Origin of the sequence: Streptococcus oralis subsp. dentisani (assembly GCF_002096335.1) — a bacterium.
Taxonomy (GTDB): Bacteria; Bacillota; Bacilli; order Lactobacillales; family Streptococcaceae; genus Streptococcus; species Streptococcus oralis_Z.
On record NZ_NCUW01000030.1, the window covers coordinates 549145 to 572507 of the forward strand.

At 35.1% G+C, this 23363-nt stretch carries 19 protein-coding genes; 3 read left to right on the forward strand and 16 right to left on the reverse strand.

Annotated features, from left to right (window positions below; all coding sequences use genetic code 11):
* Nucleotides 1-21: 21 nt before the first annotated feature.
* Genes B7709_RS09215 through mnmL form a run of 4 tightly spaced genes read right to left on the reverse strand, consistent with a single transcriptional unit; the run spans nucleotide 22 to nucleotide 3832 of the window.
* The gene (locus B7709_RS09215; RefSeq protein ID WP_084972534.1) at nucleotides 22-2076 is read right to left on the reverse strand and encodes a cation:proton antiporter; all 2055 of its coding nucleotides are present in this window, start codon (nucleotides 2074-2076) and stop codon (nucleotides 22-24) included.
* 11 nt (nucleotides 2077-2087) lie between these two features.
* Entirely contained in the window at nucleotides 2088-2342 is a 255-nt protein-coding gene (locus B7709_RS09220) for a hypothetical protein (RefSeq protein ID WP_084972535.1), read from the reverse strand.
* Nucleotides 2335-2892, reverse strand: coding sequence for a tRNA 5-(aminomethyl)-2-thiouridylate-methyltransferase MnmM (gene mnmM / locus B7709_RS09225; RefSeq protein WP_084972536.1), 558 nt, complete (start codon nucleotides 2890-2892; stop codon nucleotides 2335-2337). The genes B7709_RS09220 and mnmM overlap by 8 nt, the downstream gene beginning before the upstream one ends.
* A complete protein-coding gene (gene mnmL / locus B7709_RS09230; protein ID WP_084972537.1) occupies nucleotides 2876-3832 on the reverse strand; it encodes a tRNA modification radical SAM protein MnmL/YtqA in 957 nt (318 codons plus the stop codon). Before mnmL ends, mnmM begins: the two co-directional genes overlap by 17 nt.
* A gap of 91 nt (nucleotides 3833-3923) precedes the next feature.
* Here mnmL and B7709_RS09235 point away from each other — a divergent pair, with 91 nt between their 5' ends.
* Nucleotides 3924-4283 (forward strand): DUF3397 family protein, encoded by a 360-nt coding sequence (locus tag B7709_RS09235; protein ID WP_084972538.1) that lies wholly within the window; start codon nucleotides 3924-3926, stop codon nucleotides 4281-4283.
* Between the two features lie 230 nt (nucleotides 4284-4513).
* Here B7709_RS09235 and gtfB read toward each other — a convergent pair whose 3' ends face one another.
* The 9 genes from gtfB to B7709_RS09290 form a co-directional block, all read right to left on the reverse strand.
* A complete protein-coding gene (gtfB, locus tag B7709_RS09240) occupies nucleotides 4514-5842 on the reverse strand; it encodes an accessory Sec system glycosylation chaperone GtfB (protein ID WP_084972539.1) in 1329 nt (442 codons plus the stop codon).
* Between the two features lie 30 nt (nucleotides 5843-5872).
* Complete coding sequence (gene gtfA, locus B7709_RS09245; RefSeq protein ID WP_084972540.1) at nucleotides 5873-7402, reverse strand: accessory Sec system glycosyltransferase GtfA; 1530 nt, start codon at nucleotides 7400-7402, stop codon at nucleotides 5873-5875.
* 14 nt (nucleotides 7403-7416) lie between these two features.
* Entirely contained in the window at nucleotides 7417-8127 is a 711-nt protein-coding gene (locus tag B7709_RS09250; RefSeq protein ID WP_084972541.1) for a hypothetical protein, read from the reverse strand.
* Nucleotides 8128-8978: 851 nt separating this feature from the next.
* The gene (locus tag B7709_RS09260) at nucleotides 8979-10436 is read right to left on the reverse strand and encodes a nucleotidyltransferase (RefSeq protein ID WP_084972543.1); all 1458 of its coding nucleotides are present in this window, start codon (nucleotides 10434-10436) and stop codon (nucleotides 8979-8981) included.
* Between the two features lie 78 nt (nucleotides 10437-10514).
* Nucleotides 10515-11141: an SMODS-associated NUDIX domain-containing protein gene (locus tag B7709_RS09265; RefSeq protein WP_239822503.1), complete on the reverse strand. Its 627-nt coding sequence runs from the start codon at nucleotides 11139-11141 to the stop codon at nucleotides 10515-10517.
* Nucleotide 11142: 1 nt separating this feature from the next.
* Nucleotides 11143-15843, reverse strand: coding sequence for a DEAD/DEAH box helicase (locus B7709_RS09270; RefSeq protein ID WP_084972544.1), 4701 nt, complete (start codon nucleotides 15841-15843; stop codon nucleotides 11143-11145).
* A 327-nt stretch (nucleotides 15844-16170) separates the two neighbouring features.
* On the reverse strand, nucleotides 16171-17358 hold the full coding sequence (locus tag B7709_RS09275) for a tyrosine-type recombinase/integrase (protein ID WP_084972545.1): 1188 nt from the start codon (nucleotides 17356-17358) through the stop codon (nucleotides 16171-16173).
* Nucleotides 17330-17599: a DUF3173 family protein gene (locus tag B7709_RS09280; protein WP_000450956.1), complete on the reverse strand. Its 270-nt coding sequence runs from the start codon at nucleotides 17597-17599 to the stop codon at nucleotides 17330-17332. Before B7709_RS09280 ends, B7709_RS09275 begins: the two co-directional genes overlap by 29 nt.
* 304 nt (nucleotides 17600-17903) lie before the next feature.
* Nucleotides 17904-18125: a helix-turn-helix domain-containing protein gene (locus B7709_RS09290; RefSeq protein ID WP_084972546.1), complete on the reverse strand. Its 222-nt coding sequence runs from the start codon at nucleotides 18123-18125 to the stop codon at nucleotides 17904-17906.
* A gap of 736 nt (nucleotides 18126-18861) precedes the next feature.
* Between B7709_RS09290 and B7709_RS10275 the strand changes: the two genes are divergently transcribed.
* Nucleotides 18862-19173 (forward strand): ATP-binding protein, encoded by a 312-nt coding sequence (locus B7709_RS10275; protein WP_257367071.1) that lies wholly within the window; start codon nucleotides 18862-18864, stop codon nucleotides 19171-19173.
* Nucleotides 19174-19219: 46 nt separating this feature from the next.
* Here the strand turns inward: B7709_RS10275 and B7709_RS09305 are convergent, their stop codons facing one another.
* From B7709_RS09305 to B7709_RS09315, 3 genes are read right to left on the reverse strand one after another with little or no spacing between them, the layout of a single operon-like run.
* The gene (locus tag B7709_RS09305; protein WP_084972547.1) at nucleotides 19220-21088 is read right to left on the reverse strand and encodes an SAG1250 family conjugative relaxase; all 1869 of its coding nucleotides are present in this window, start codon (nucleotides 21086-21088) and stop codon (nucleotides 19220-19222) included.
* Entirely contained in the window at nucleotides 21075-21440 is a 366-nt protein-coding gene (locus B7709_RS09310; RefSeq protein ID WP_084972548.1) for a MobC family plasmid mobilization relaxosome protein, read from the reverse strand. The genes B7709_RS09305 and B7709_RS09310 overlap by 14 nt, the downstream gene beginning before the upstream one ends.
* Before the next feature lie 9 nt (nucleotides 21441-21449).
* Nucleotides 21450-21809 (reverse strand): SAG1252 family conjugative relaxosome accessory protein, encoded by a 360-nt coding sequence (locus B7709_RS09315; protein ID WP_084972549.1) that lies wholly within the window; start codon nucleotides 21807-21809, stop codon nucleotides 21450-21452.
* A gap of 361 nt (nucleotides 21810-22170) precedes the next feature.
* Here B7709_RS09315 and B7709_RS09325 point away from each other — a divergent pair, with 361 nt between their 5' ends.
* The gene (locus B7709_RS09325) at nucleotides 22171-23337 is read left to right on the forward strand and encodes an ATP-binding protein (protein WP_084972550.1); all 1167 of its coding nucleotides are present in this window, start codon (nucleotides 22171-22173) and stop codon (nucleotides 23335-23337) included.
* Nucleotides 23338-23363 lie beyond the last annotated feature (26 nt).

Consider the following 23363-nt stretch of genomic DNA (forward strand, 5'->3'; position numbering starts at 1 on the left):
CTCCGTCATTTTCTTCATCGTCTAAGTTCTTCTGATTAAATCTACCATATCATAAGGCAAGGTATTTGCGGTCTCTTTCAGAGAATAATTCTCTAAATTATTAACATTTTGGCGTAATTTTTTGGCATACTTGGCTGTTATCAGTTTAGCTTCTTCGTATTCAAAGATTGCCTTACGTTCGAGATAGTAGCCTCGTAGCATTTCATCGATATTGTTTGGCTTGATGCGATTGATAACCCGCTCAACAAAAGCACCACTTCCGATAATGGCCGTCTCGCGTAGACGAGACTCTTGCATAAAGCTAATCAGAGAACTCTTGTAAACCCCTTTGAGGTTTTCCAAACTCTCGATAATCAGCTCTGTATTTTCCAAATACAACTCTGAAATCTGATCATAGTCAACTGCTAACAGTTTTCGAGATTCTTCATTCATCCAACTACGAAAAGTCTTACCAAATGTAAACATTTCATGGAGTAGAAAGCGCAGTATCCGTAAAGAAACTAAGAAGTAATACGTAACTCTAGAAGCGAAATTACGATTGATACTCTGCTCCATGTTTTTTAGGTAACGTTGGTAAACTCGATAGCCACGCTCACTGATTCTATTTTCCTCGTAGGCTTGCTCCAAGCCATCACTCTCAATGCTCAAGATAAGAAGTTTGAGGGACTCCCAGTCCTCTTGGACTCCCTTATTTTCCATACTAAGGATGAGGTTTTCAATCCGACCATGATAGTTATCAATAGCTGCATAAAGAGGGAGTTTGTTCTTGTGATGGTCTAGTTCTTTTTCTAATTCTGCAGCTACATCATTCAAAATCGCAATATGCATCAAATGATCCTTACTTTCCTCTTGTTCCTCAGATAAGTAGGGGAGAACCAGTAAACCTGTTAAAAAGCTCAATAGTGTAACGCCTGCTACTAGGAAGAGCAACAGAGGATATTCCTGCTCCAAATGACTTGGTATGAGGAGAATCGTCGCGATAGATACTGTCCCTTTGACACCAGAGAAGGTCAAAAGAAGCATATCTTTCATGTACTTATGGATTTTTTTCTTGAGTCGATGTGTTCTCACAAAGTAAAAACCAGCAATCATGACAAAGCGGATCGCAAAGAGCATGAAGGTCAGTACCACAACTGAAAGCAGTAAAAGAAAGGGATTGTAGAGAGAATTAGACAGAATCGGCTCCGCAATCAACTCTAATTCCATTCCCAAGATAACAAAGACAGATCCGTTTAGCATAAAGGTCATGGTGTGCCAGACAGTCTCTGTCACGGTGTCCACCTGGGCCTCTAGAAGCGTAATTTTTTTGAAACGACTAGCCTTCAAAATCCCTGCAACTACAACTGCGATAATCCCTGAAACATGGATTTCTTCGGCAATAAAGAAGGTCATAAGAGGCAAACTTAACTCTAGCAAGAGTTCACTGGCTATATCTATCGCTCGCACACTCAGTAAAAATGTATGCAAGAAACGATTGACCATAGCTGTCACAAAACCGACTACAAAACCACCAAGGATAGAAATTGCTAGGGAAGTTCCTGCTTGGCTGAGAGAAAAAGTTCCTGTTGTCCAAGCAGCAAGAGCCATCTGAAAGGCAACCAGGCCAGAAGCGTCATTTAAGAGTCCTTCCCCTTTTAGGATATTGGATACCCGTTTTGGGAAGCTAAAACGCTCAGACAGAGAAGCAAAGGCTACCAAATCCGTCGGTCCAAGTGCCGCTCCAACTGCTAAACAGGCCGCCAAAGGAAGAGTAAGCCAAAGGAAATGAGCTATGCCCCCTAAGCTTAAGGTCGAGATAAAAATCACAGGAAAAATCAGGAAGACGACAATCCGCCAGTGCTTCAAAATGGATGTAATGTCCGCTTCTTCTGCCTCCCGAAAAAGTAAGGGACCAATAACCATGGCCAGAAACAGCTCTGTATTGAGATGAAAGTCCGTATTGGGGACAAATAAGCCAATTCCAATCCCCAAAAGGATTTGCACAAGAGGAAGGGGCAAAAAAGGTAGAAGTTTATTGGTCGTGGTTGAAATGATTAAGACAAATAAAAATAGAATCAAGTATATGAGTAATTCCACACCATTCCTCCTTAATCTTTTTTACAACAAGAATCAAAAATCTCCTTTTGCTCTTGAATTTTTTGATCAATCTTTGAGCAGTCTTTATGCTCAATTTTTTTCTGGCACCGTTCCATTTCAAGAGCCACTAATTTTTTCTTGATTTTAAGCATTTTCTTGCTCATATGTGCTTCGTCAAGTACTCCAACCGCTCGCTCATGCTGCGTTGACTCGACAAAATTTTGGCGCATAGCCTCAAGCTTCTCACGAAGGTATTGTTTATCCATGTCTATATCTTTCTAATTTCTCAATCATAACTAAAAACGGTGGATTATTAACTTGGTTGAGAGTCCGATAAATGGCAGCTGTATACTCTTGTTGGTTCAACAGGCTAACAAAATCCAATACAGCATCCCTCTCGGTGTCTCCTCCTTCATGACCATAGTAGATCATGATAGCAATCCGTCCCCCCTTGGCAAGCAAATGACACAGCTTTTCTAAGGCTTCGATAGTAGTCTGAGGTTGGGTGATGACGGATTTGTCAGCAGAAGGCAAATAACCCAGATTAAAAATCCCTGCCTTGGCTTCTGTCACAAACTGATCAAGTGTCTCATGTCCTTGCAAAATCAACTGGACATTCTCTAAACCCGCATCATTTAAACGCTCTTGGGTTTTCTCAAAAGCCTGCTCCTGTATATCAAAGGCATAGACTTGCTTAGCTAGCTTGGCTAAAAAAAGCGTATCGTGTCCATTACCCATGGTCGCATCCACTACGATATCCTCTTTTGTCACGACTTCAGCCAAAAAATCATGTGCCATCTCAAGTGGTCTTTTCATTTTCAAACTCCTGTTTTACAGCCTTGCATCCTTGAACACTACCGCGGCGTCTCATTTCAGTTTCAATAGCATTTAGCACTTCCCATTTATTGAGGCTCCACATGGGACCAATCAACATATCTCTAGGCGCATCTCCTGTGATTCGATGGATGACGATGTGCTTGGGAATGATTTCCAATTGGTCACAAATGACCTTGACATATTCGTCTTGACTCATCAGTTGCAAGCGTCCTTCGTGATAATCTCGTTGCATACGTGTATTAGTCATAAGGTGGAGCAAGTGCAGTTTAATTCCTTGAATATCATTATCCGTGACACAGCGGCGGACATTTTCGACCATCATCTCATGGGTTTCCCCAGGTAGTCCGTTGATTAGATGGGAAACAATCTCAATCTTGGGATACTTTCTCAAACGTTTGACCGTTTCCACATATAATTCGTAGGAATGAGCACGGTTAATCAGGTCAGAGGTTGCTTCAAAAGTAGTCTGTAAGCCTAATTCTACCGTCACATGCATGCGATCCGATAACTCAGCCAAATATTCAATGGTTTCATCAGGCAAGCAGTCTGGGCGCGTTCCGATATTGATTCCTACTACACCTGGCTCGTTGATAGCTTGTTCATAACGCTCCCGAATCACTTCCACTTTTTCATGAGTATTGGTAAAGTTTTGAAAATAAACCAGATACTTCTGCACATCTGGCCACTTGCGGTGCATAAAGTCAATTTCCTTATAAAATTGCTCACGGATCGGGGCATCTGGTGCTACAATGGCATCTCCAGAACCCGAAACCGTACAAAAGGTACAGCCTCCATGCGCCACAGTTCCATCGCGATTAGGACAGTCAAACCCCGCATCAATAGGAACTTTAAAAGTCTTTTCTCCAAAGAGTTTTCGATAATAATCATTCAAGGTATTATAAGATTTCATAACTTTCATTATAACAAAAAACACTAACAATCTCAAAAGCCTGCCTTTGCCATAAAATCCTCTGTTTCTCATTTCCTTTAGTGATTTTTTATGATACAATATGGGTATGATTTTAATGAAAATAGCATCTATTTTATTATTGATATTAACCTTAGTGGTTTGTTTTATTGTCACCAAACTGTTCGGACTTAGGAAATTAGGATTTAATTTCGCGGATTTAGCTTTTCCACTTTTAGTATTCGAGTACTACCTTATCACTGCTAAAGCCTTTACCCACAACTTTCTACCGCGACTTGGTGTCGCACTTTCTCTCCTAGCAATCCTCCTAGTTCTCTTTTTCCTCCTCAAAAAAAGAAGTTTTTACTACCCTAGATTTATCAAATTCTTCTGGAGAGCAGGTTTTCTCCTAACCTTAGTCCTCTATATCGCTATGATTGTAGAGTTAATCTTGCTGACATAATCCTCAAATCTCATCATCCTACTCCTCGTATAGCTACTAGAAAATCATTTCCCTAGTAGTTATGCGAGGAATTTTCGTATGTCCCAAAACAATAGTACCTGCTTTCTCATCCATTTATAAAGTCTTTCAAATAAAATAATCCTAAACCCTTCCCGTTTCTTCGAACAAAAAAGAGAGGACCATCATCCTCTCTAAAATCCATTTTTCAGCCAATATAAGGTATCTTACAATTAAAAGATAGCTCTATATTGCTCCAAACTAGCCTGATTAGCAGCCTGTTTCTGTCTAGCAAGTGCTGCTTCCATCTCTGATGAGTGGGCAAGGACACTTTGAATCTTATCCACCATGCCTGAAACATTTTCTGGCGAATAAATGTGACTATCTGCAATAAATCGATGGCTATGACAAGTGTTTGTGAAGCTGAGAATCAACATATTGTTCTCAAAGGCTGTGCGACAAGCATTAAGGATTTCATCGCTGATATTGATATCTAAATACAAATCACATTTCTCAAAAAGCTCAGCAACTCTAGCTGGGCGGATATTTGGATAAAGCGAAACATTTGCAAAACGATTTAGTCCCATTAAATGACTGGACATTTCTGTAATCGCTCCAATATGAAAATGAACATTTGGTAGCTTAGTCACAAGTTCTTCAATCTGCTCAAGCTGATCACTATTAGTCAAAATCAAGGCTTCCGGATTCATGTTATTAAGGCGTTGATAAGCATAGATATATCCAAGATTGTGGAAATAGTTTTTTTCTTCAGGAGCCACCAAGTTTTGAATTTTCTCATAAGCCTGCTTATCTTGAACAGCAATACGAACGTTTCGATTCGTTAGCTTCATAGCCGCTACCATATTACCTGGTAACTCTTCTCCAATAGGCTCTTGCCAGAAAAGAACATCTTCTGCACGACCATTTTTAGGCGGAAGCGAATAGGCCACCAAGAAAGGAGTCGATAGCGAATTATAAATAATTCGATCTGTATCGTACCCACGGTATTGGAGGTAAAAGATAATAAATTCTTGTTTGGATTTAAAAATATGCCGTTTTCCTTCCCATGTAAGGATGATATCTCCCGTCAAATGATTTTCCATAATCACAACGATATTGCTTTGGTCAAAATAGCGAGTATGGGTCGGACGTTGTGTCTTATCATAAGTTATCTGCGCAAAAAGTCGTCCTTTACGATTGTAAATATCTGCTACTCGAACTTGCCCCTCTGAATCCAACCATTCGACAGCCCGAACGCGTCTTTCATGAGTTGGTTGACGATAAAAAATATTAGCACGTTTCTTACCCATGTCTAGAATTTCACCATTCACATTACTAGAGCGAATTTCCCACAAGTGAGGTTTTGGAACTAGATTAAAATAAAGAGGTCGACTTTCTGGTGTCTCTAAATCTCCTGTGAAATAACTATAAGGAGACTCAACATCTGGAGCAAGATAACCATCGTCTTGGACAACAACAACGGGACAATCTAGCCCTGCTGTTTTTAGTGAACGTAACAAATCAAAACTTGCCTGATCATAGCGTTCAAACAAACAAATCATAGTTTTTATACCTTTCTTTCTGAACCCTACTTAGTTTGTCTGAGCAGATTGGACAAGATCAGACCAACGTTGAGCGATATGCTCATCAAGATAAGGTTTAGCTACCTCATAAGATACTCGAGACAAATCTTCTTGAGAGTGCTGAATAAATAGCTGAATAATCTTCTCTGCATACTCTGTCGTCATAGCCTCCAAGTCATCTGGACGAGCCTCAGGAATTAGATAACCATTTTCACCATCACGGATAAATGTTGGATTGCCATAACGTACATCAAATCCAATAATAGGCAGACCAGACCCTACTGCTTCTAGCAAGGTCAGGCCAAATCCTTCACTCGTGGATGCAGTCAAATAAGCTGAATAGTTCTTATAAACATCTGTTAGATGATGATGGCCCATCAGACGGATGTAATCTCCTGCCTCCAATTCTTCAATCAAATCCCGAAGCATAGCCTCCTCACCGCCAGTACCATAGATGTCAAAAGTGAGCTCTGGCAAATGTTCATGCGCCTTCACCACAGAGCGAATCAGCCAATCAATGTGTTTTTCACTTGCTAATCGAGAAGCTGTTATCAAACCAAAAGGCTTCCTCTCCCCCTCTGGTAGACGTAGCTTATCCAAACTCCCCACAGGAATAGTCCATATTTCCTTTGGTTTAATATTGGTATACTGTGCAAACTGCTCTGTGAGAAGTCTTGTCTGAGCATCCGTCGAATTGATAATGTAATCTACCTCGTCAGCATGTTCAAACTGATACTCGTAATAGTTATTCCACAAGATATAGTCTTTTTCTGCAGGATTTTCACTGAAGTGGTCAGCATGAACGATAACAGCTAATTTAGCCTTCCCTTTATTAGCAAAAATTGGCTGCCCAATATCTGTCTCCCTATCCAAAATCAATAAGTCTTTGTCAGTCAACTCTAAACTTCTCATGAAATGGGCAACAAATTCCTGCTTGGAGTAGAAAACATGATTTGGAAAACGATAGATTTGCGTCTCCTGCTTGCCGTTCACCTCATCTATAATCTCTTCATAAGCTACACTACCGTCTTCATTAAGCCAGGTTCGTTGGTAAAGTCGAGCACGACCATCTACAGGACTATAATACTCAACAAAGTTCTTGACGTAAGTATAATATTCCTTTTGAATTAGACAACCCCGTGAAACAATTTCTGCTCGCTCAATTAGCTCATTATCCATATCGCTAGCATAACAAGTCACAAAATCATTGTCTCCAAACATAACTCGGAAAGTTTTATTTTCAGGGTTACGGATAATCTCTAGTGGCTCTCTATCAAAACCAGCTAAAACATGAGCTAGAGTGTAGGTCGTAGGAGCAATTTCAACATCAGTGAAATACTGATAAAGCCAGATGACTTCAGAATCTTTAAATCCGATATTTTTAGTCAGATGCTCAATATTATCAGCTGAAATAAAATCCATAAAGATAAATTTTGCATCTAAGCCCACACTGCGGAATAATTTTGCTCGATAGATTTGCGCATACTCCACTCCACTGCTCGCCCAGCCAATTCCCAAATTGATGTTATAAATTGTCATAAATCATATTCCTCTTACAAAAAGATATCGTCTTCGACTCTTGAAAGATGCTTAGTATTTTCCTCTTGTTGCTCTTCTTTGTTGTTCTCTTCTCTAGTTAGTTCCTTCTCAGAAGAAATAAAGTAATTAACAGGGACTGGACTTTCTGAACCAGTCTTTGCAACAATGTTTTCAATCTTTACAACTTCTATTTGAGGTAGGGAATCCTTTACCTTCTCTTCCTCACCCGCAAACAAGTCTAATTCTTCCTGCTCTTCTTGTTGCTCTTCGTCATCCAAAGGAGCTTCAAACAGAGTTGTAGCATCGATTTCTTTATCTAGATTTTCGTCTTCTAAAAAGTCATCAACCTGATTTAGAAGTTCCTTTATCTTTTCCTTTTGTAAATGATAGAGTCTTTCAGCCTCTAGACGTTTTTTTGTCAAGATATCAATCTCTTCCAGAATAGATTCGCGTATGTCCAGATAATCCTTTTGTGCTTTTTCTAAAACTTCCTTGGCTTCTTGCTCCGCACTTTTATGAGCTGAAATGACAAGTGATTTTGCATAAACAATGGCTTCACCTATCTCTTTTTCCTTATCCCTCATGGAGTCAATTTTTTTACGCAAAGATTCGATCTTTTCATTTTTTTTCTGAATTTCACTATAAAATCCCTCTTCCAAGGATTCGATACAATCGTCGACTTCCTTTGCACGATAACGACCGAACAATGTTTTTCTAAGTCTCATTTTGCTCCCTCTATTCCTTATTTATCTAATATATACCACGATACCCATTGTAGCATAAAATAGCACGTATTACCATTATTTTCTAACTCTCCGACGCTAAATAACATTACAAAATTTGATACTCCATAATCGCTTCTTTATCGATGAATAATATCAACTAAATAAACGAAAATTTATAAAAGGATATGCACTAAAAATCTATTACTCCTTTATAGATAAATTCAAATATGCAAATTGAGATCAATATAAAAGAACTTAGCCCCATGAAATACAGAACTAAATCCTTTACTTAAATGATGTGTCTAACTTTTTGGGAGCAGTACATTTTTATATCTGTGCATGTCAACATCTAAATTTCTTCTAGATACAAGCCTAAACATGTTACTAAAGAACCCTAGTAACAATTCCTCAAACTCTGATTCTGACCCGAAAATAATCTCCTCCTTACTTATATTAAAAGTTATTTCGTAAGCCTCTAGAACTGTATGAGTTATGAAATTATCTCCCTCATTATATTTCATATTTTCAATTTTGCTGATTGCTGATTTATCTGCAATATCGTCTTACCTAAAGCTACTATTACTTCTTAAATCCGTACAACGCTTAGAAATAGACTCAACTAACTCAGTCTCAAAATTAAACACTATTACCTCCCTCTTATACCTTAGTTTTCTGCCTCAGTCAGGCCAAACAACTCCATAACCAAGTTATCACTATCAAGATGTAACAATTTATTCTTGATTGAATCGAGTATTTTCCTAGACTAGTTAATTAAAATATAGAGAAATTAGAAGGTGAACCCTGTAAAATAAGGACAATATAAAAATAAATCATCATTCGAAAATCCTCCTCTATCTTAGAAAATCAAGTGAAAAATCATCAGCGATATTAACCTCAAACGGTGAGCTTTTCCCATAACATATGCCATTTTTTACTAGATATGCTTCAACATAATGACGTCCTGCATAACGAGTACTCTCTTTTCTAACTTTCTTCCCCTCAATTAATTCTGAACTATAAAAATCACCTCTTAAACAATTCGCATTTTCAGCTTCTTTACCTGTGTTAGTAACTTGCCACCATATTTCGTAATCTTTTAATCTTTTAGCTTGTACTTCAAATCTCAACTCTCCATGTTTATTTAATATCGTACCGCTTTTAATTTCCTTCCACCTAAATCCAGAATGCAAATACTTTGCCTTAATTGAGACTTCTTCTTTTGAAAGATTTAGCCATTTTGACTTCTGGTGGTGTGGTATTAAACTTACACTGGTGATTGGTAGTTGATTTTCACAATCTCTAAATAAACTTCTCCTGAGATATTGAATTTTATCAGAATAAGATAAATTATGATTTCTGACATTAAAATCTGATTCTAATTGTTGTAACCAAATTTTAAAGAATTCAAAATAACTGCTATCTTTATCCCACTTGCTTGAAAGAACTTCTTCCTCATTTACAGGATTATGAACACAAGGCTTTCCATTTCTTATTTCTATTCCATCTTTCAAATGTTCTATAACATAGTTCATAATATCCAAAAAGTCACTGTTATACGAACTCGCTGACTGGTACTGTTTTGCTGCTAAAGTAGTAATGATGATAGAGCTTGGCTTATGCTCAATATCATCTGCAAAACAAACCTCAGCGTGTCTTTTCAGAATCTGTACAATCCTTTGCAATGGTGTTTTAACCTTATATTCGGGAATTTTTTCAATGGAAGCATAAAATCTCTTAGCAACTTCTTCTTGATATATAGAAAATTTTGAGACATCTCTAAACCACTTAGCATATCCTTTAGGATTACTTGTTTCCCAATCAGTAGATACTTCATAATAGTTATTATTACTTTTATCTGTGATAGCTATATACCCGTCATCCTTTTCATTTAAGGGTACTGACGGTAAAATATCTATATGAAAATTGTTCTCATCAACATATTTTAATGTCCAACATCGCTTACTTTCCTCTGGGTCGTTAGACATCGATTGTGATTTAGCATAGCTTTTTACAATTTTTCCTAAGTTATATTTTAAAGAAAATTGAGACTGTCCTTCTCTTCTCAAACCTGTAAAGTTACAAACTATATCTATATCGTAAACTCCATCTTCTGTTAGAGGTTTGATTGCCGTCCCCAATTTAAATGAACCCTGTAAATATATATCAGGTCTATAAGAACTAAGTTCTGAATTTTTGATATAGTCGGCGATTGAATTATATCTCTGAGTAGCTTTTTCATATTTAGAATCTGAAACATCTAACTCCTCAATGAGGCTTTTTATCTCTTTTGGGATAACAATATCTACCAAATTACATTCCTCCTAAACTATATACCTAGCAGTGGCAGAAATTTTTTTAGAAAGTCCATCTTTAGTAAAGCAAAACTTCTATATATATTCAGCTTTAACAGGGAGATAATGTTCACTTTTTAACACATCATCCAGTATTTCCTTTGGTATTTTCACTTCAAAAATTTCAAAGATTTTTAGTTCGTCCATTTGAAAGTGAGTTGAGAACGTGATAGGTTCTTTAACAGTCTTTAGATATTCAACCTGTGATTGTTTTATCAGATTTTCAATAGATATACCTGATGGTTCCAATTCTTCAATAAGTTCCCTAATGACCGTGATTTCTCTATTCTTTTTCGTATCAAACCAGTCAAGAAATTTTACAAGATGTTTGCCTGTTGTTACTAGTCTTAAATCACCATTTTCATAAAAATGACTTTCAGATTCATCTTTTAATTCTAGATTTTCCTTCAGTCCATTAAATGAATCGTAGTATTTATAAACACCTCCAATTGGCTGATATTGGTCTATTCGATTTCCCCTTATTAACAGGTATTTGTTATTATATCTTATTCGAAAAAGATAAGCACAGCTCAATCTTATATTTTTATTCCATCGAATAAGTGATTGATAGTATATTTTTAATCTTAATCTATTATGAAAAATAGTTGAGGCAAGAAAAGTAATAAATGCAACAATCAGATTAACAAAAATATCCTGTATCATTTTACTCCTCCACCTCAAATTTAGGCAAACTATTGATTAAATCAACAGTTTGGATAGATACATTGATGATTCTCAAAAGTAAATTGAAGATGTACTTTTCATCATCACTATACTCATTTGGATCATCAGTAATTCCAGATTTTTTATCAATTTTGACTTGATACTGATCTATAATCCATTCAATAGCAGAGCGCCCATTTACAACATATTCATACGCTTTTTCAGGAATATTACTGACGGTGATGTCGCTGTTAAATATGATTGTAGATAGATCATTTACAGATTTTCCTTTTTCATCACGCTTTTTAGCGAATCTCATCTTGGTTACTTTGTAACTTGGATTCCCTGCTGTCGTAATTTCAACTCCATCATAGACAGGAACTTCTTCATAGTTAAGATGCAAGTTAATCAATTTCTGACCAACTTCAACATACTTTTCTTTATTCTTAACAATGGGAATTCGAGCTAAGTCTTTCTTCAAATCATTAGCATACTTCTCTTGATATTCTTTAGAGTTGAGCAACCCATAAACATAGGCAAAAGTGTCATCCAAATTCAATCCCAGCTTATCAGAAAACGCTTGATTCATATTATCATTGTTTTGGAACAATGACGTTTCATCAACTTCGTTGTCAAAACGCATAAAATGTTGTCCTGTATCCATTGTATGTAGATTAGGCATTAAATTAGTTATTAAAGTAGAAAAGGGACGAGATATACCCTTTCCAGTTGTCATAATAACTAGATTATTTTTCCCGAATTTTCTATGCCACTGTCCAGGCCTTTCAATAACATCGCTACTATAATACAAGTATTTTTTTGTGAAAGGTCGGTACATTGATTCGATTATATTATCCTTCGAGAATTGTATTCTTTTTGACTTTAAGATTGAATCTTCTAATTTAACTGACCACTTAATAAAGTTATCATTTCTATTCAGTATCGACTTCCGGTTTTCAGGAGCTATGATTTCTGTTCTATCTACTTCTAAATTATAGTTATTAATTAATCTTTCAGCATTTTCTTTTGTTTTCTGTTTTGAAAAATTGTATACCCACAAATCTCTCGCTGTACTAATACCAACTGCATTGCTGTTAAAGACAGAATTAATCTCTCCAGCTAGATTATCATATTTCTGATAATTCGGATCTCTCTGATTGAGCCAATCATTATTTTCGTCTGGTAGAATAGTTGACCAATCAATGGATGATATATCAGTGAAGTCTTCGATAATTTTCAACTTATCCTTTTGTGACAGGTAATCACCAATGTCATGATAGTGAAGTTCATGACTATCTGAGCCATCTTTTACTAGAATTGAAATTGCTACAGGAGTACGACTACCCGAACCAAAGATTTTCCCGCCTTCTTTTCGGGATTGTTCTCCTAGTGTTCTCTGGTCACCACGGAGATTAAAAATATAAAGATGATTAAATTCTTCGTAAAGTCCAGCACGTAAACCATCAGCAGAATTCGTATTGAGATAGTTTCCATTCGTTACAAATCCAATCACTCCTTGATTTTTAAGGCGATCTGATGCCCAACGAAAAGCCTTGATATAAGAATCATATAATCCTTTTGTGAGACCTGCATTAGATTTAGCTACATAGGTCTCTGCTAAGCGTTTATCTAATTTTGGATACGAGATATTTTGGTTATTGTCATTTTGACTGTTTTGTCCAATAGAATAAGGTGGATTACCAATGATAGCAGTAATTGGTTTTTCCTGCTGGCGTTTTAAACGTTTGTCATTAGTACCAAAGAAGGAGTCATCAAGCGTATCTTCTGTTTCTGTTGATTCAAAAGTATCCGTTAAGACAATTCCTTCGAATGGTGCATACGGTTCATCACCATTAATTTCATCAAATACAGCTTCAATATTAATGGCAGCAATGTAATAACTTAGAAGAACAATTTCATTAGCATGCAATTCTTGTGTATATTTTCTTAGAATGTCATCAAAGGTGATTTCACCACTATCCATCAGTGATTTCAAGTAATGCAATGTTCTAGTGATAAATGTTCCAGTTCCAGTAAATGGATCCAAAATATGAACATTTTCACTCGCTAAAGTCTTACTAAAGTGCTTTCTCAAGACTACATCGACTGATTTGACAATAAAATCTACAACTTCTACAGGAGTAAAGACGATACCTAATCTTTCTGTGGTTGATTTGAATCCTGTAGAAAAGAATTTATCATATAGAGTAATAATGATTTTCTGCTTAGCTTGGGCGTTATCAATCCCCTCTGCACGTAAACGAACTGAATCATAAAATGGTTGTAACTCTTTCTGCTCTTTTTCAAAACCAAATTGTGATAATTCTTCTACAATTTGTTCCATCGCAGAACTTACTGGATTGTTCTTAACAAAACTGTATTCTCCAAAAAGTGCATCAAAAATTGGTAAAGTGATTAAGTGTTGCGCTAACATCTCAATCGCTTGACTTTGGTCAATTGATTCATTGATATTGTGTTGAAGGCTTTGAAGAAATTTTTCAAAAGCAGATTTACTATCAGAATTTTGTTCTAAGATGAACTCAATTCCTTGAATGTGACGTCTCGCAATATCAGCTACATCTTTAGACCAATCCTCTAGATAACGTCTATCACCGACCTTTTGGACAATTTTACCATAGATTGCCCCTTCGACAGCTTCCCATTCAAGTTCAAGTTCTGTTTGGTAAGCAACTATTGGCTCTTTCACATAACTATCATTGAAATTAGGATCGTCTGGTGCACCACCAACCCCAATAACTTGGATATTTTTGGGTTTTTGTTTATTTAATTCCAATTTATTAACTGTAGCTTCAAAACGTTCATCTACTGAACGTAGTGCGTTTAACACCTGCCAGATAACATCGTATGTTTTATTATTGTCTAAAATTGATTCTGGCGTTGCCCCCTCAGGAACTACAATAGGTAAAATAATGTAGCCATAATCTTTACCTTCAAATTTACGAATGATTCGACCGACAGCCTGAACAATATCCACTTGGGATTTTCGAGGAGACAGGAAAATAATAGCATCTAGGTTAGGAACATCAATTCCTTCTGTCAGGAAGCGAACATTTGATAAAATACGTGCGGAATCTTCTGGTATATCATCACTTGCTAACCAATCTAATGCTTCATTTTTTTCAAGAGCATTCATACTACCATCTACGTGACGAACATTTACAGAATAACCTTCATCACTATTTAGATAGTCATTAACAACATTCTCAAACTGTTGTGATAGGCGCTTGCTATCTTCAATGGTTCGTGAGAAGGCTATAGCTCTTTTCATTGGTTCTCCAGAAACTTTGTCCGAAAAACTTTCTCGCTTAATCATTCCATTCCAAACACCAATGATACGCCCCACATCATCAATATTCAGCCCATTCTCTGAATCAGCAAGAGATTTTTGCATGTCTTTCTGAACAACTGTTTCATCAACTGCCAAAACCATCAGTTTATAATCAGTAAGAATGTCATGACTAATAGCATCTCCAAAACCTAAACGATAGAACACACTACCATATAGGCTTTCATCATCCATACTAGAAATAATGATTGAATTTTCTTCTGCTTTTTTCTTAGCATCAGTACCATATAATTTCGGTGTTGCTGTTTGGTAAAGGCGTTTTGTCCCCTTTACATTTAGATCACTATGTACTTTTGTAAACGCTGATGCTTCATCACCAAGAGCTTTTGCACCTGTAGTACGGTGAGCTTCATCAGCGATAATTAAATCAAACTCTGGGAAACCATCCTTTTGTGCTTCACCAAGAACATCAATTGACTGATATGTTCCGAATACAACTAACAGCTCTTTTTTAGGTCTATCCATTAATTCTAAATAATTTTCAACAACTTTTTTTGATGAAGTTGTAGCCGGATAACCAATATCACTAGCTTTAATTGTTATATTGGACTCGTCTTGCTTGACACTGCCACGACTAGCATTTCTATCACTAGTAACTGCCATAGAAGACATTGTCATTTCCGTATCATTATTCCACCCTCTCAAGGTTTGCGTAAGTAGTTGAATACTAGGTACCAGATAAAGAATAGTGTATTGTTCCTTAGAAGCTTCTCTCGCCATTGCTTCAGCAATTTTTAAACTTGTAAAAGTCTTGCCTGTTCCTGGAGCCATGATTAGCTGTCCACGATCATTTTTTCTAAAATGATTCAATGCAGAGTCAATAGCATTCTTTTGATAGTATCTTAATCCCTTTTTAGCTTTTACAGTTACTACTTCTGGTGATTCAAAAGAGAATTTTGTCCAATCAATTTGAGAATTTCTAAGATCTGAAAGCCCAATACGAATAACATCGCTTCGGTCTGCCAGAGCTTTCTCAGCATTTTTGCCCCATCTATCAGTAGAAGCAACGATAATACCTGATTCGTAATAGTCTTTTCCAAGCTCCCCTAAAAAAGAATCAATATTAGATTTTTGGATAGTATGTTTATAGAATTTTGCCTGAATCGCTACTAATTCACCAGTAAATTTTTCAGCAACTAAATCTACTCCAAGATCAACTTTAGGTACTCCAAATTCCTCTGGAACATCTGCTAGCATCCATACATTCTTAAACTCATTTTGGTATGTTGGTTCATTTTGAAAATAGGCACGTGCTAAATACTCAAAGTATGTTCCTCTATCACGTTGCGTTTCAGCAAGCTCATTAATCCGATGTACTAGGTTATCAAAAGTCATCTTAGTTACCTTTCTCCTCAAAGGTAAGGGATGACTGATGGTGTTAGTGTATTACTATGTAATACACTAAGGGTACCCTTACCCAAATATTCTTTTTTTCTTTATTATACCATGATTTTTTACAAAAAATAAAACCCCACCAAGATTTAATCTTGGTGGGGTTTTGGTGGGGAATGAAATCATTCCTCCGATTATTAATCGCTCTAAGCAATTCTAAAACCTTAATTTACTAGGCTTCCGCAATCAAATTGCCTACTCTTATTATTTAAGAGTAACAATTTGCAAATCCTATTTTCTCCCAGTATTAGTGGGTTAATTCCTCAAGTTTCAACTTTGGCAGGAATTTGGTAGGTAAATTGATAATCCAAGATTATCTAAACTGTTTGTGATCTCTTCTGAAATTGTTGAATCACCTGAATAATACCAGTGACTATATGTATTCAACGTGGTTGACTTATCAACATGTCCTAATCGATATGAAACATATAAGGTATCCTTATGCAATACATTTATAAGGTAGGATGCGTGACTATGTCTTAACCCCTTCCCCGTAATTTCTGGTACACCAGTAACCCTAGCATGCCTTTTTATTATTCTAGAGATTGTAGACTTACACAAGGGCTCACCAAAACGTGATATTACATAATCTTTATCATCATTCTTGATTTGAACTTCTCGCCATTTTTTAAGTATTATAATCGTAAAATCATCTAAATCAATTTTACGATTCCCTGCTACTGTCTTTGTTTGTTGTTTAGCATACCATACACCGTTTTTATCTTTCTCAATTGTCGAATGAACATGAATCCATTTACGTTCAAAATCAATATCTTCCCATTTAAGAGCAATACCCTCACTTACTCTTAAACCAGTCATAAAATATAACCAGATCGTCATGTAATTATGAAGTCCCTCATACTCACTAATATCAAAAGAGTTTATTACCTTCTTAAATTCATCAAATGTCCAAAATTTTGTATCAGGGTGCATTCCTCTAGGATTATCTAATCCTTTAAAAGGAACTCTATCAATATAACCCAATCTTTCTGCATAACCCAGACATGCTTTAAATCTAGACCACATATTTTTAGCATAGTTACTAGAATACTTGTCTATAATAGCTAAGCGAAATCTTTCACAGTCAATAGTACTAATATCTGATAATTTTTTACTACCAAATTGTTTAATAAATAACTGATGATGTGGTAAAGCAGTCTGATAAGTTACAAATTGAACTTTTTGTTGATAATATTTTAAATAAATCTCTTCCATAAACTCTCTAAAAGTTAGAAAACTATTATTAATAGTAGAGTTCGCAAATTCATGTTTTAAACGAACTATTTCATCGTATGCTTCTTTAAAAGAACTAAACGGTAAGCCCTGCTGATTTTTCCTTCCTTTCCTCTGAATTCTTTTCCCAGTTATTGGATCAACTCCTAATTCAACTTGAAAATAAATTTTTCCTTTTGAATCTTTGTATACACCTTTATATTTCTTTGTCTTTGATATAACCATTTTTCTCACCTTCTATATCTGAAAAAGAAATACCAATTAAATTTTCTACAATATTTTTAGGAGCAATGCCTAACCTTTTATTATCGAAAGGTGAACATCCTAATTGTACCGCATTCTTATCATTTTTTCTAGCTTCTTCAAACTTTTTTACAGCAATCTTTTTTGCTTGTCTAATAATATTCCTCGATGTGTGCTCTGGAAAACCAATCGCTACTAAATCTTTATAGTTTACTGTTTCCATGATTTTATTACTTCCTTTCTTAGATATTTTACCTCCATGGCATGACTGATGAAGTCATCATAAGAATTTCACTTACTGCTCTTTTACGGTGGCAGCCTGAACGGTCAGAAGTATCATTGTATATCATTTGTATCATGGCATATAAAGTATCGCTCTATTTTATTGATGGTTTTAAAATCGCTCTTATCATGGCGAGCCATGCAAATCTGCTCCACAAATGAGGAAAGTACCATTTTGGACTATTCAATTGTCAAAGAACAAATAAAAAATCTCCTCATTTTCACACTCTATGAAATTGAGGAGATTATTTTCTAAAGCGAATTTTATCAGGAAAATCTGTCAATCCCAATAGGTAGTCTGTACTGACATCGTAAAAGTTTGAGAGAGTTACTAATACATCTGCTGTTAACGTATGCTCACCTCGTTCAATTTTAGCATAAGCTGAGTCTGTAAACGAAAGTGTTTTAGCTACTTGTTTTTGGGTCAAATCGTGATCTTCCCTCAAATCTCTCAAACGTCTGTACATCTAGCTTTCTCCTGAGAAAAGTATAATATATAAAACTAAGAAATCATTCAAAGTGTCCAAATTGGACATTTTGAACTAAAATTAATTTATTAAGCACTTCTCATAAGCATACAAAAATATTTAATGAAAGCCTAGAAGAATTCATGGGTATAAGTACTCGAAAAAGCTGCTTGAGTTGACTCAAACAGCTTGAAAGGATTAAATACTATGTTACACTTGATTCTACAAATAGACTTTAGAATTTCTTTAACATTAGTAGAATAAAGAAAAATAGATAAGTCATCATAGGAACAATAGCTATTTTATACGGTTTTAATAATTTTAAAAATTCCCCGAACGTGACTTCTGAATGTTTTTGACTATTCATTTTTCAACCTCTTTTTGACTTTCAAATATATTAATAGTAGTAAAATCAAATTCCACAATAATAATATGATATGACTAGCAGATATTGCTGATATTTTAAAACTTTCAGAAATAGTTTCATAATAAATGTATGGTAAAGCCCCAGGAAGTACACGTTCAATATAGGGTATAACTAATATCGGAAATAGCAGTAAAGTAGCTAACGCTGTCATCGAACTCTTATTGGGAGAGTTTATCTTCGGATTACTTACTTGAATTATTTGAACAAGAGATTAAGCTAATTACTGATAAAAAGACTAATACTCAATTTTCAAACAACCTACCAACCCCTATCTATTTAACACTTAATCTAAATTTATTCCTACGAGCTATCCTAAATATTATCAATAATGCGATGGACCATTCAAAAAGCAATTATCCAGTAATAAGAGTAGACTACAAATTAATAGATAATAAATTTTACATTTCCATATGGAATAGTGATTCTTCATTTTCGGAGAATTTACTCGAGAAATACGGGTCACTATTCTATCAAGACAAACAGGCAACAAATTCAGAGCAAGGAAGTCATTTCGGAATTGGTTTAGCATTTGTTAAGCGGATAGTGAAAATTCATGGAGGACAGGTAAATTTGAGTAATTTTGAGAACGGTGCTCTTGTCACTATTTGTATGCCAGTCTAGCCTTTAGTTTTCAAATATTTTTATGCCAATATGTTAATTATAGAGATTAGTCAATCAAAATATTCTCTTGAAATTTTGGATTAGCCTTATTAGTAGTAATATTTAACATTTTTACAAATTCTTCCAATCTTCTAGCAAGTCCCTCGTACTCATAAAGATAATGCTCTAGCTCCTCTTGCGATATGAGTATTTCGTGATTTACTTTTTCTAATGATGCTGATTCTGTTAAGTTCAATTTTGAAAATTCATATCTCGCTAATTTTCGACCACTAAGTTCTTCACTCTTCAAATTGATAAGCACTTCCGCCATCTTGTTTAAGGTGGCAATTTTTTCATTGATTTGATTTAGTTTTATATCAATCTCTGCTATTTCTTTGACTAACTCGTCTTTAATGTCTTGGTATTTCTTATCTGCTTCAGTTAATTCAATGAAGAGGTTAATCTCAGTTATCTTTTCCTGTAGACTCTTAACTGTAGGTCTTCTATATGGTATTACTCGACTATCGTTGGTTAGCTGTCTAATCAAGGTTCGTCCTTTTATATACTGATTCTTATCCGAATGCTCTTTGTTATAGACAAAGTATGAGGTTGTCTCACGGATATAGACTTTATATTTTGTCTGATTCTCTTCTTCAAGAATATCTAATTGATAGTTGGGAATGAAAATAAGACCGCTCTGTTTGACACCGAAAGACACCTTGATATAGACGCCCTTATCAACTAGCTTCTCTATTTGGTGCTCTGCAAGTTCCACTTCAAATTCATGAACGGCATCTCGTTTTTCCTTAAATGTCTCAAAGGCTTCTTCAATCTCTTCAGTGGATACCTTATCCTTATCTCGTTCTTCTTGAAAAGCATGGTATTGTTCCGGTAGATTCTCTAATCCTTCTGAAATGCTGACTTCTTTATTTTTAAAATAATCTTGAAAAAAATTGACATCATATAATTTCTTATCACTTATTTTTTTATGACCTAAACTTATCTTTTGACTATCTTCTTCCAAGATAAAGGTTACATTTTTTTGTTTTAAATAAATGGTTAGATTTAATTCTTTTGCTTTTGTCAGTAACTCTTCTAAAGAATTAACGAGGGGCAACAGAAATTCTAATCGACTTTCAATCTCTTGCTTGGCAAAATGTGTACGAAAAAAGTCTTCATCATATAAATCTCGTTTGCTGAGTTGACGGCCTCGAATTGGTTTTGTCATTGCTCTATCCATTATTATGAAGCGACTATGCTTCTGACTAAGATCAATTTGAACATGTAATTGCTCTGCTTTTCCTAAAAAATCGTTAAAGGACTTCGACTGCTGCATCAAAAAATAAAGGCGTTGCTTCAATTCAAATTTATGACTAGACTGCCTATATTTTTGGTAATCACAGTACGAGTAACGTTTCTCAATAATTTTCGCTCCTGCCATTTTAGAAATACGGTCTGAAATCATACGGAGATTTCGTTCCAAGGCATAATTCCATATTAACTTTTTATCTGAATTACTGTCTATGGCATTGATTAGGATATGGTTGTGGATATGATCTTTGTCTGTATGAGTTGCTACGATAAACTTAAAGCGACCTCCTGTCAATTCCATCATAGTCTCGTAACCAATTCGATTGATTTCTTTCGGTGTTAAATTATCCTCAGGAGAAAATGATTGAATGAGGTGATGAGCATGAATAGTTTGCTGGTGTTTTTCTTGTCGATCATTTCTGGATTCGTACAACTTGTCGTTATTAGTAAAGTTAACATTGTACATTTCTACCATTTCTGCATGGCTAGGAAAGTCTAAGTAATTACTCATGCCAAAATCAGATACTAATTTTAGATTATCTGTTTTATCTGGATCGAGGATATACTTAATCAAACGTCTGCGATATTTTTTACCGTGAGTCGCAAAATGCTTAGTGACTACCATGAAACTCCTTCAGTCTTTTCACTTCCACTTGAAATTCTTTGTCCACTTCCTTAATTAACTCTCCAACTCCTTTACTCAAGTCTTGTAATTGTTCCTGGGAAATCAGATGGCTTTGATTAACAGCACGCGCAATTTGATTGATATTATTTCCAATCCTTCTCAATTCAAAAACCAACCGATCATATGTGTCGGTGTTAATTATGACAAAGGACATGTTCGGATTCAATAACACTCTTCTAGCATAGACTGAAAAATTTTGACAATTGCTCTTCGCAATTCGCTCATTCAATTGATGTAATTCAGAATCAGTTAGAAAAACTTTTTTGAGATTGGTACGATAGCGATAAACCATAGCAGTCTCCTAGCCCGTATACTTTTCACAGAATTCACGACTGAGTGGCTGAGCTTGATTGACTTCTACAATTAATTCTTGAACACAAGTCAATAAGATTGAGACGTGTTCTTGAGTCACTTGATGATTCTCTCTTGCAATAATCAAAACCTCATGTACATCTCGACTAATCTGTTCTAACTTCTGAGAGTTCCAAAGAGATAACCAACTTTCAAAAATTCTATCCTGATAATTCTTTTTCAATAAATTCTGACGAAGAAATTCTGAGAAACTATCCATTTTTTGTTCCCTCATCATTTCTTTTATCTGTTTTTCTTCTTGTCTCGTGATTCTAAATTGCTTTCGGATTGACTTAATTTCTTGTCCCATTCTGATATCCCTTCAACATTCTACTTGTCTGACAGTGTAAGTCTACCTCACATTGTCAGTACGCTTCCTAAAGTCCTCACTCGCTTCTTGTTCGGTCTTTGCGAGCTCAGATATTGTGTCCACAATATCCCAAAAATCATATCGTCAGCCTATCAAAACCTTCTAGTTTTGACAGCCAACGATAAAATAGCTTGGTGACTTCGCCCCCAAACCCCCATAGAGAATCAAAAATTGATTTTCTATGAATGATATTAGGATAACAGGGAAGATTTGAAAAAGGTATCACAGCTAATATAGTTATGATTGACTTTCTCTGATTCTATGATAAAATTTCTGTAAACTAATATTTGGAGAAATAAAAATGCTGAGTCTAGATCAAATACATTTACTATTGAATACTCCCGAAGATGAGTTTCATGATTTTAAACAAAAATGGCATCATTCAAAAACTGAATTGGTGCGTGATATCTTAAATTTTGTCAATACATCACATCACGAAGATTGTTATATCATCTTTGGAATTGATAATATCACTTTAGATATAATCGGTGTACACAATGATGATGATAATAGAAGAAATGAAGAAGATCTAACAGATTTACTACATAAACTCTTTATATCAACAAATAATCAAATTAAAATTAGCATACAAACTGAAACTATAGACAACAAAGAAATTGACATCTTAATTATTCATGATACAGATAAGGTTCCTGTATTTTTAACAAAAGATTATAAGCCTAAGAAAGATACTGCATTACCAAAAGGATTAATATATGCTAGAAATGGCTCTATAAATACTCCTAAAGACTCCTCTGCTCCTTTTGAGTTAATAAATAAGTTGTTTCAAAAGTTTAATCATACCGACTTAAATATCAAAGAGCAGTATTTTCATGTTTTAAAAGACTATAAAAATTGGTTCTTCATTGAAAATGAAGACGGAAGATTTTTTATTTATAATCCTAATCCCGATTTTTATATTAAACTTACCGACGATGATGCAAATCGTTTCAAAACTATGTCTTATAGTTTAAATCAATACCAGACTAATATTGATTGGCAATTAGTACAACTTCGATATCGTCATCTTACAATTGACGAATGTATGGCTATATATTTGGATCAAGGTAATTGTCTAGTCCCCTCTCCTGATTTAGAAAGTTTTAAAATAGATTCTCACGAGAATATTTATTATCATTGTCTATACAAAAATACTTTAAAGTACCAATTGCTGAAAGTATTTTCTTCAATACCTGGTCTCGAAAAATATCCTTTAACTAGATTTAAAGACAGTATCGTAATTTATGATACAAAAATAGAACTGAAAAAGACTCACAGCTTAATAAAAAGTAAATTCACACCAGAAAAGATAATAGAACAACTTGAAGTCTCAGAAAAAGATTTCGATTATTACTATAAAAAAGCGAGACAAAAAAATCCTGATTATAATATCCAAGAAAATAAGATAAATTTAACTGAATTGAACTTAGTTAAGTTATTGAAAAGTTTTCAAAAAAATATATCTTGATAACCTACTGTAACAGTTTTAACTAC

What these genes read in the sequence shown, in the direction of transcription:
- B7709_RS09220 (WP_084972535.1), bottom strand. Translation starts at nt 2,342, where the DNA reads ATGGATAAACAATACCTTCGTGAGAAGCTTGAGGCTATGCGCCAAAAT.
- mnmM (WP_084972536.1), bottom strand. Translation starts at nt 2,892, where the DNA reads ATGAAAAGACCACTTGAGATGGCACATGATTTTTTGGCTGAAGTCGTG.
- mnmL (WP_084972537.1), bottom strand. Translation starts at nt 3,832, where the DNA reads ATGAAAGTTATGAAATCTTATAATACCTTGAATGATTATTATCGAAAA.
- B7709_RS09235 (WP_084972538.1), top strand. Translation starts at nt 3,924, where the DNA reads ATGGGTATGATTTTAATGAAAATAGCATCTATTTTATTATTGATATTA.
- gtfB (WP_084972539.1), bottom strand. Translation starts at nt 5,842, where the DNA reads ATGATTTGTTTGTTTGAACGCTATGATCAGGCAAGTTTTGATTTGTTA.
- gtfA (WP_084972540.1), bottom strand. Translation starts at nt 7,402, where the DNA reads ATGACAATTTATAACATCAATTTGGGAATTGGCTGGGCGAGCAGTGGA.
- B7709_RS09250 (WP_084972541.1), bottom strand. Translation starts at nt 8,127, where the DNA reads ATGAGACTTAGAAAAACATTGTTCGGTCGTTATCGTGCAAAGGAAGTC.
- B7709_RS09265 (WP_239822503.1), bottom strand. Translation starts at nt 11,141, where the DNA reads ATGATACAGGATATTTTTGTTAATCTGATTGTTGCATTTATTACTTTT.
- B7709_RS09270 (WP_084972544.1), bottom strand. Translation starts at nt 15,843, where the DNA reads ATGACTTTTGATAACCTAGTACATCGGATTAATGAGCTTGCTGAAACG.
- B7709_RS09275 (WP_084972545.1), bottom strand. Translation starts at nt 17,358, where the DNA reads ATGGTTATATCAAAGACAAAGAAATATAAAGGTGTATACAAAGATTCA.
- B7709_RS09280 (WP_000450956.1), bottom strand. Translation starts at nt 17,599, where the DNA reads ATGGAAACAGTAAACTATAAAGATTTAGTAGCGATTGGTTTTCCAGAG.
- B7709_RS09290 (WP_084972546.1), bottom strand. Translation starts at nt 18,125, where the DNA reads ATGTACAGACGTTTGAGAGATTTGAGGGAAGATCACGATTTGACCCAA.
- B7709_RS09305 (WP_084972547.1), bottom strand. Translation starts at nt 21,088, where the DNA reads ATGGTAGTCACTAAGCATTTTGCGACTCACGGTAAAAAATATCGCAGA.
- B7709_RS09310 (WP_084972548.1), bottom strand. Translation starts at nt 21,440, where the DNA reads ATGGTTTATCGCTATCGTACCAATCTCAAAAAAGTTTTTCTAACTGAT.
- B7709_RS09315 (WP_084972549.1), bottom strand. Translation starts at nt 21,809, where the DNA reads ATGGGACAAGAAATTAAGTCAATCCGAAAGCAATTTAGAATCACGAGA.
- B7709_RS09325 (WP_084972550.1), top strand. Translation starts at nt 22,171, where the DNA reads ATGCTGAGTCTAGATCAAATACATTTACTATTGAATACTCCCGAAGAT.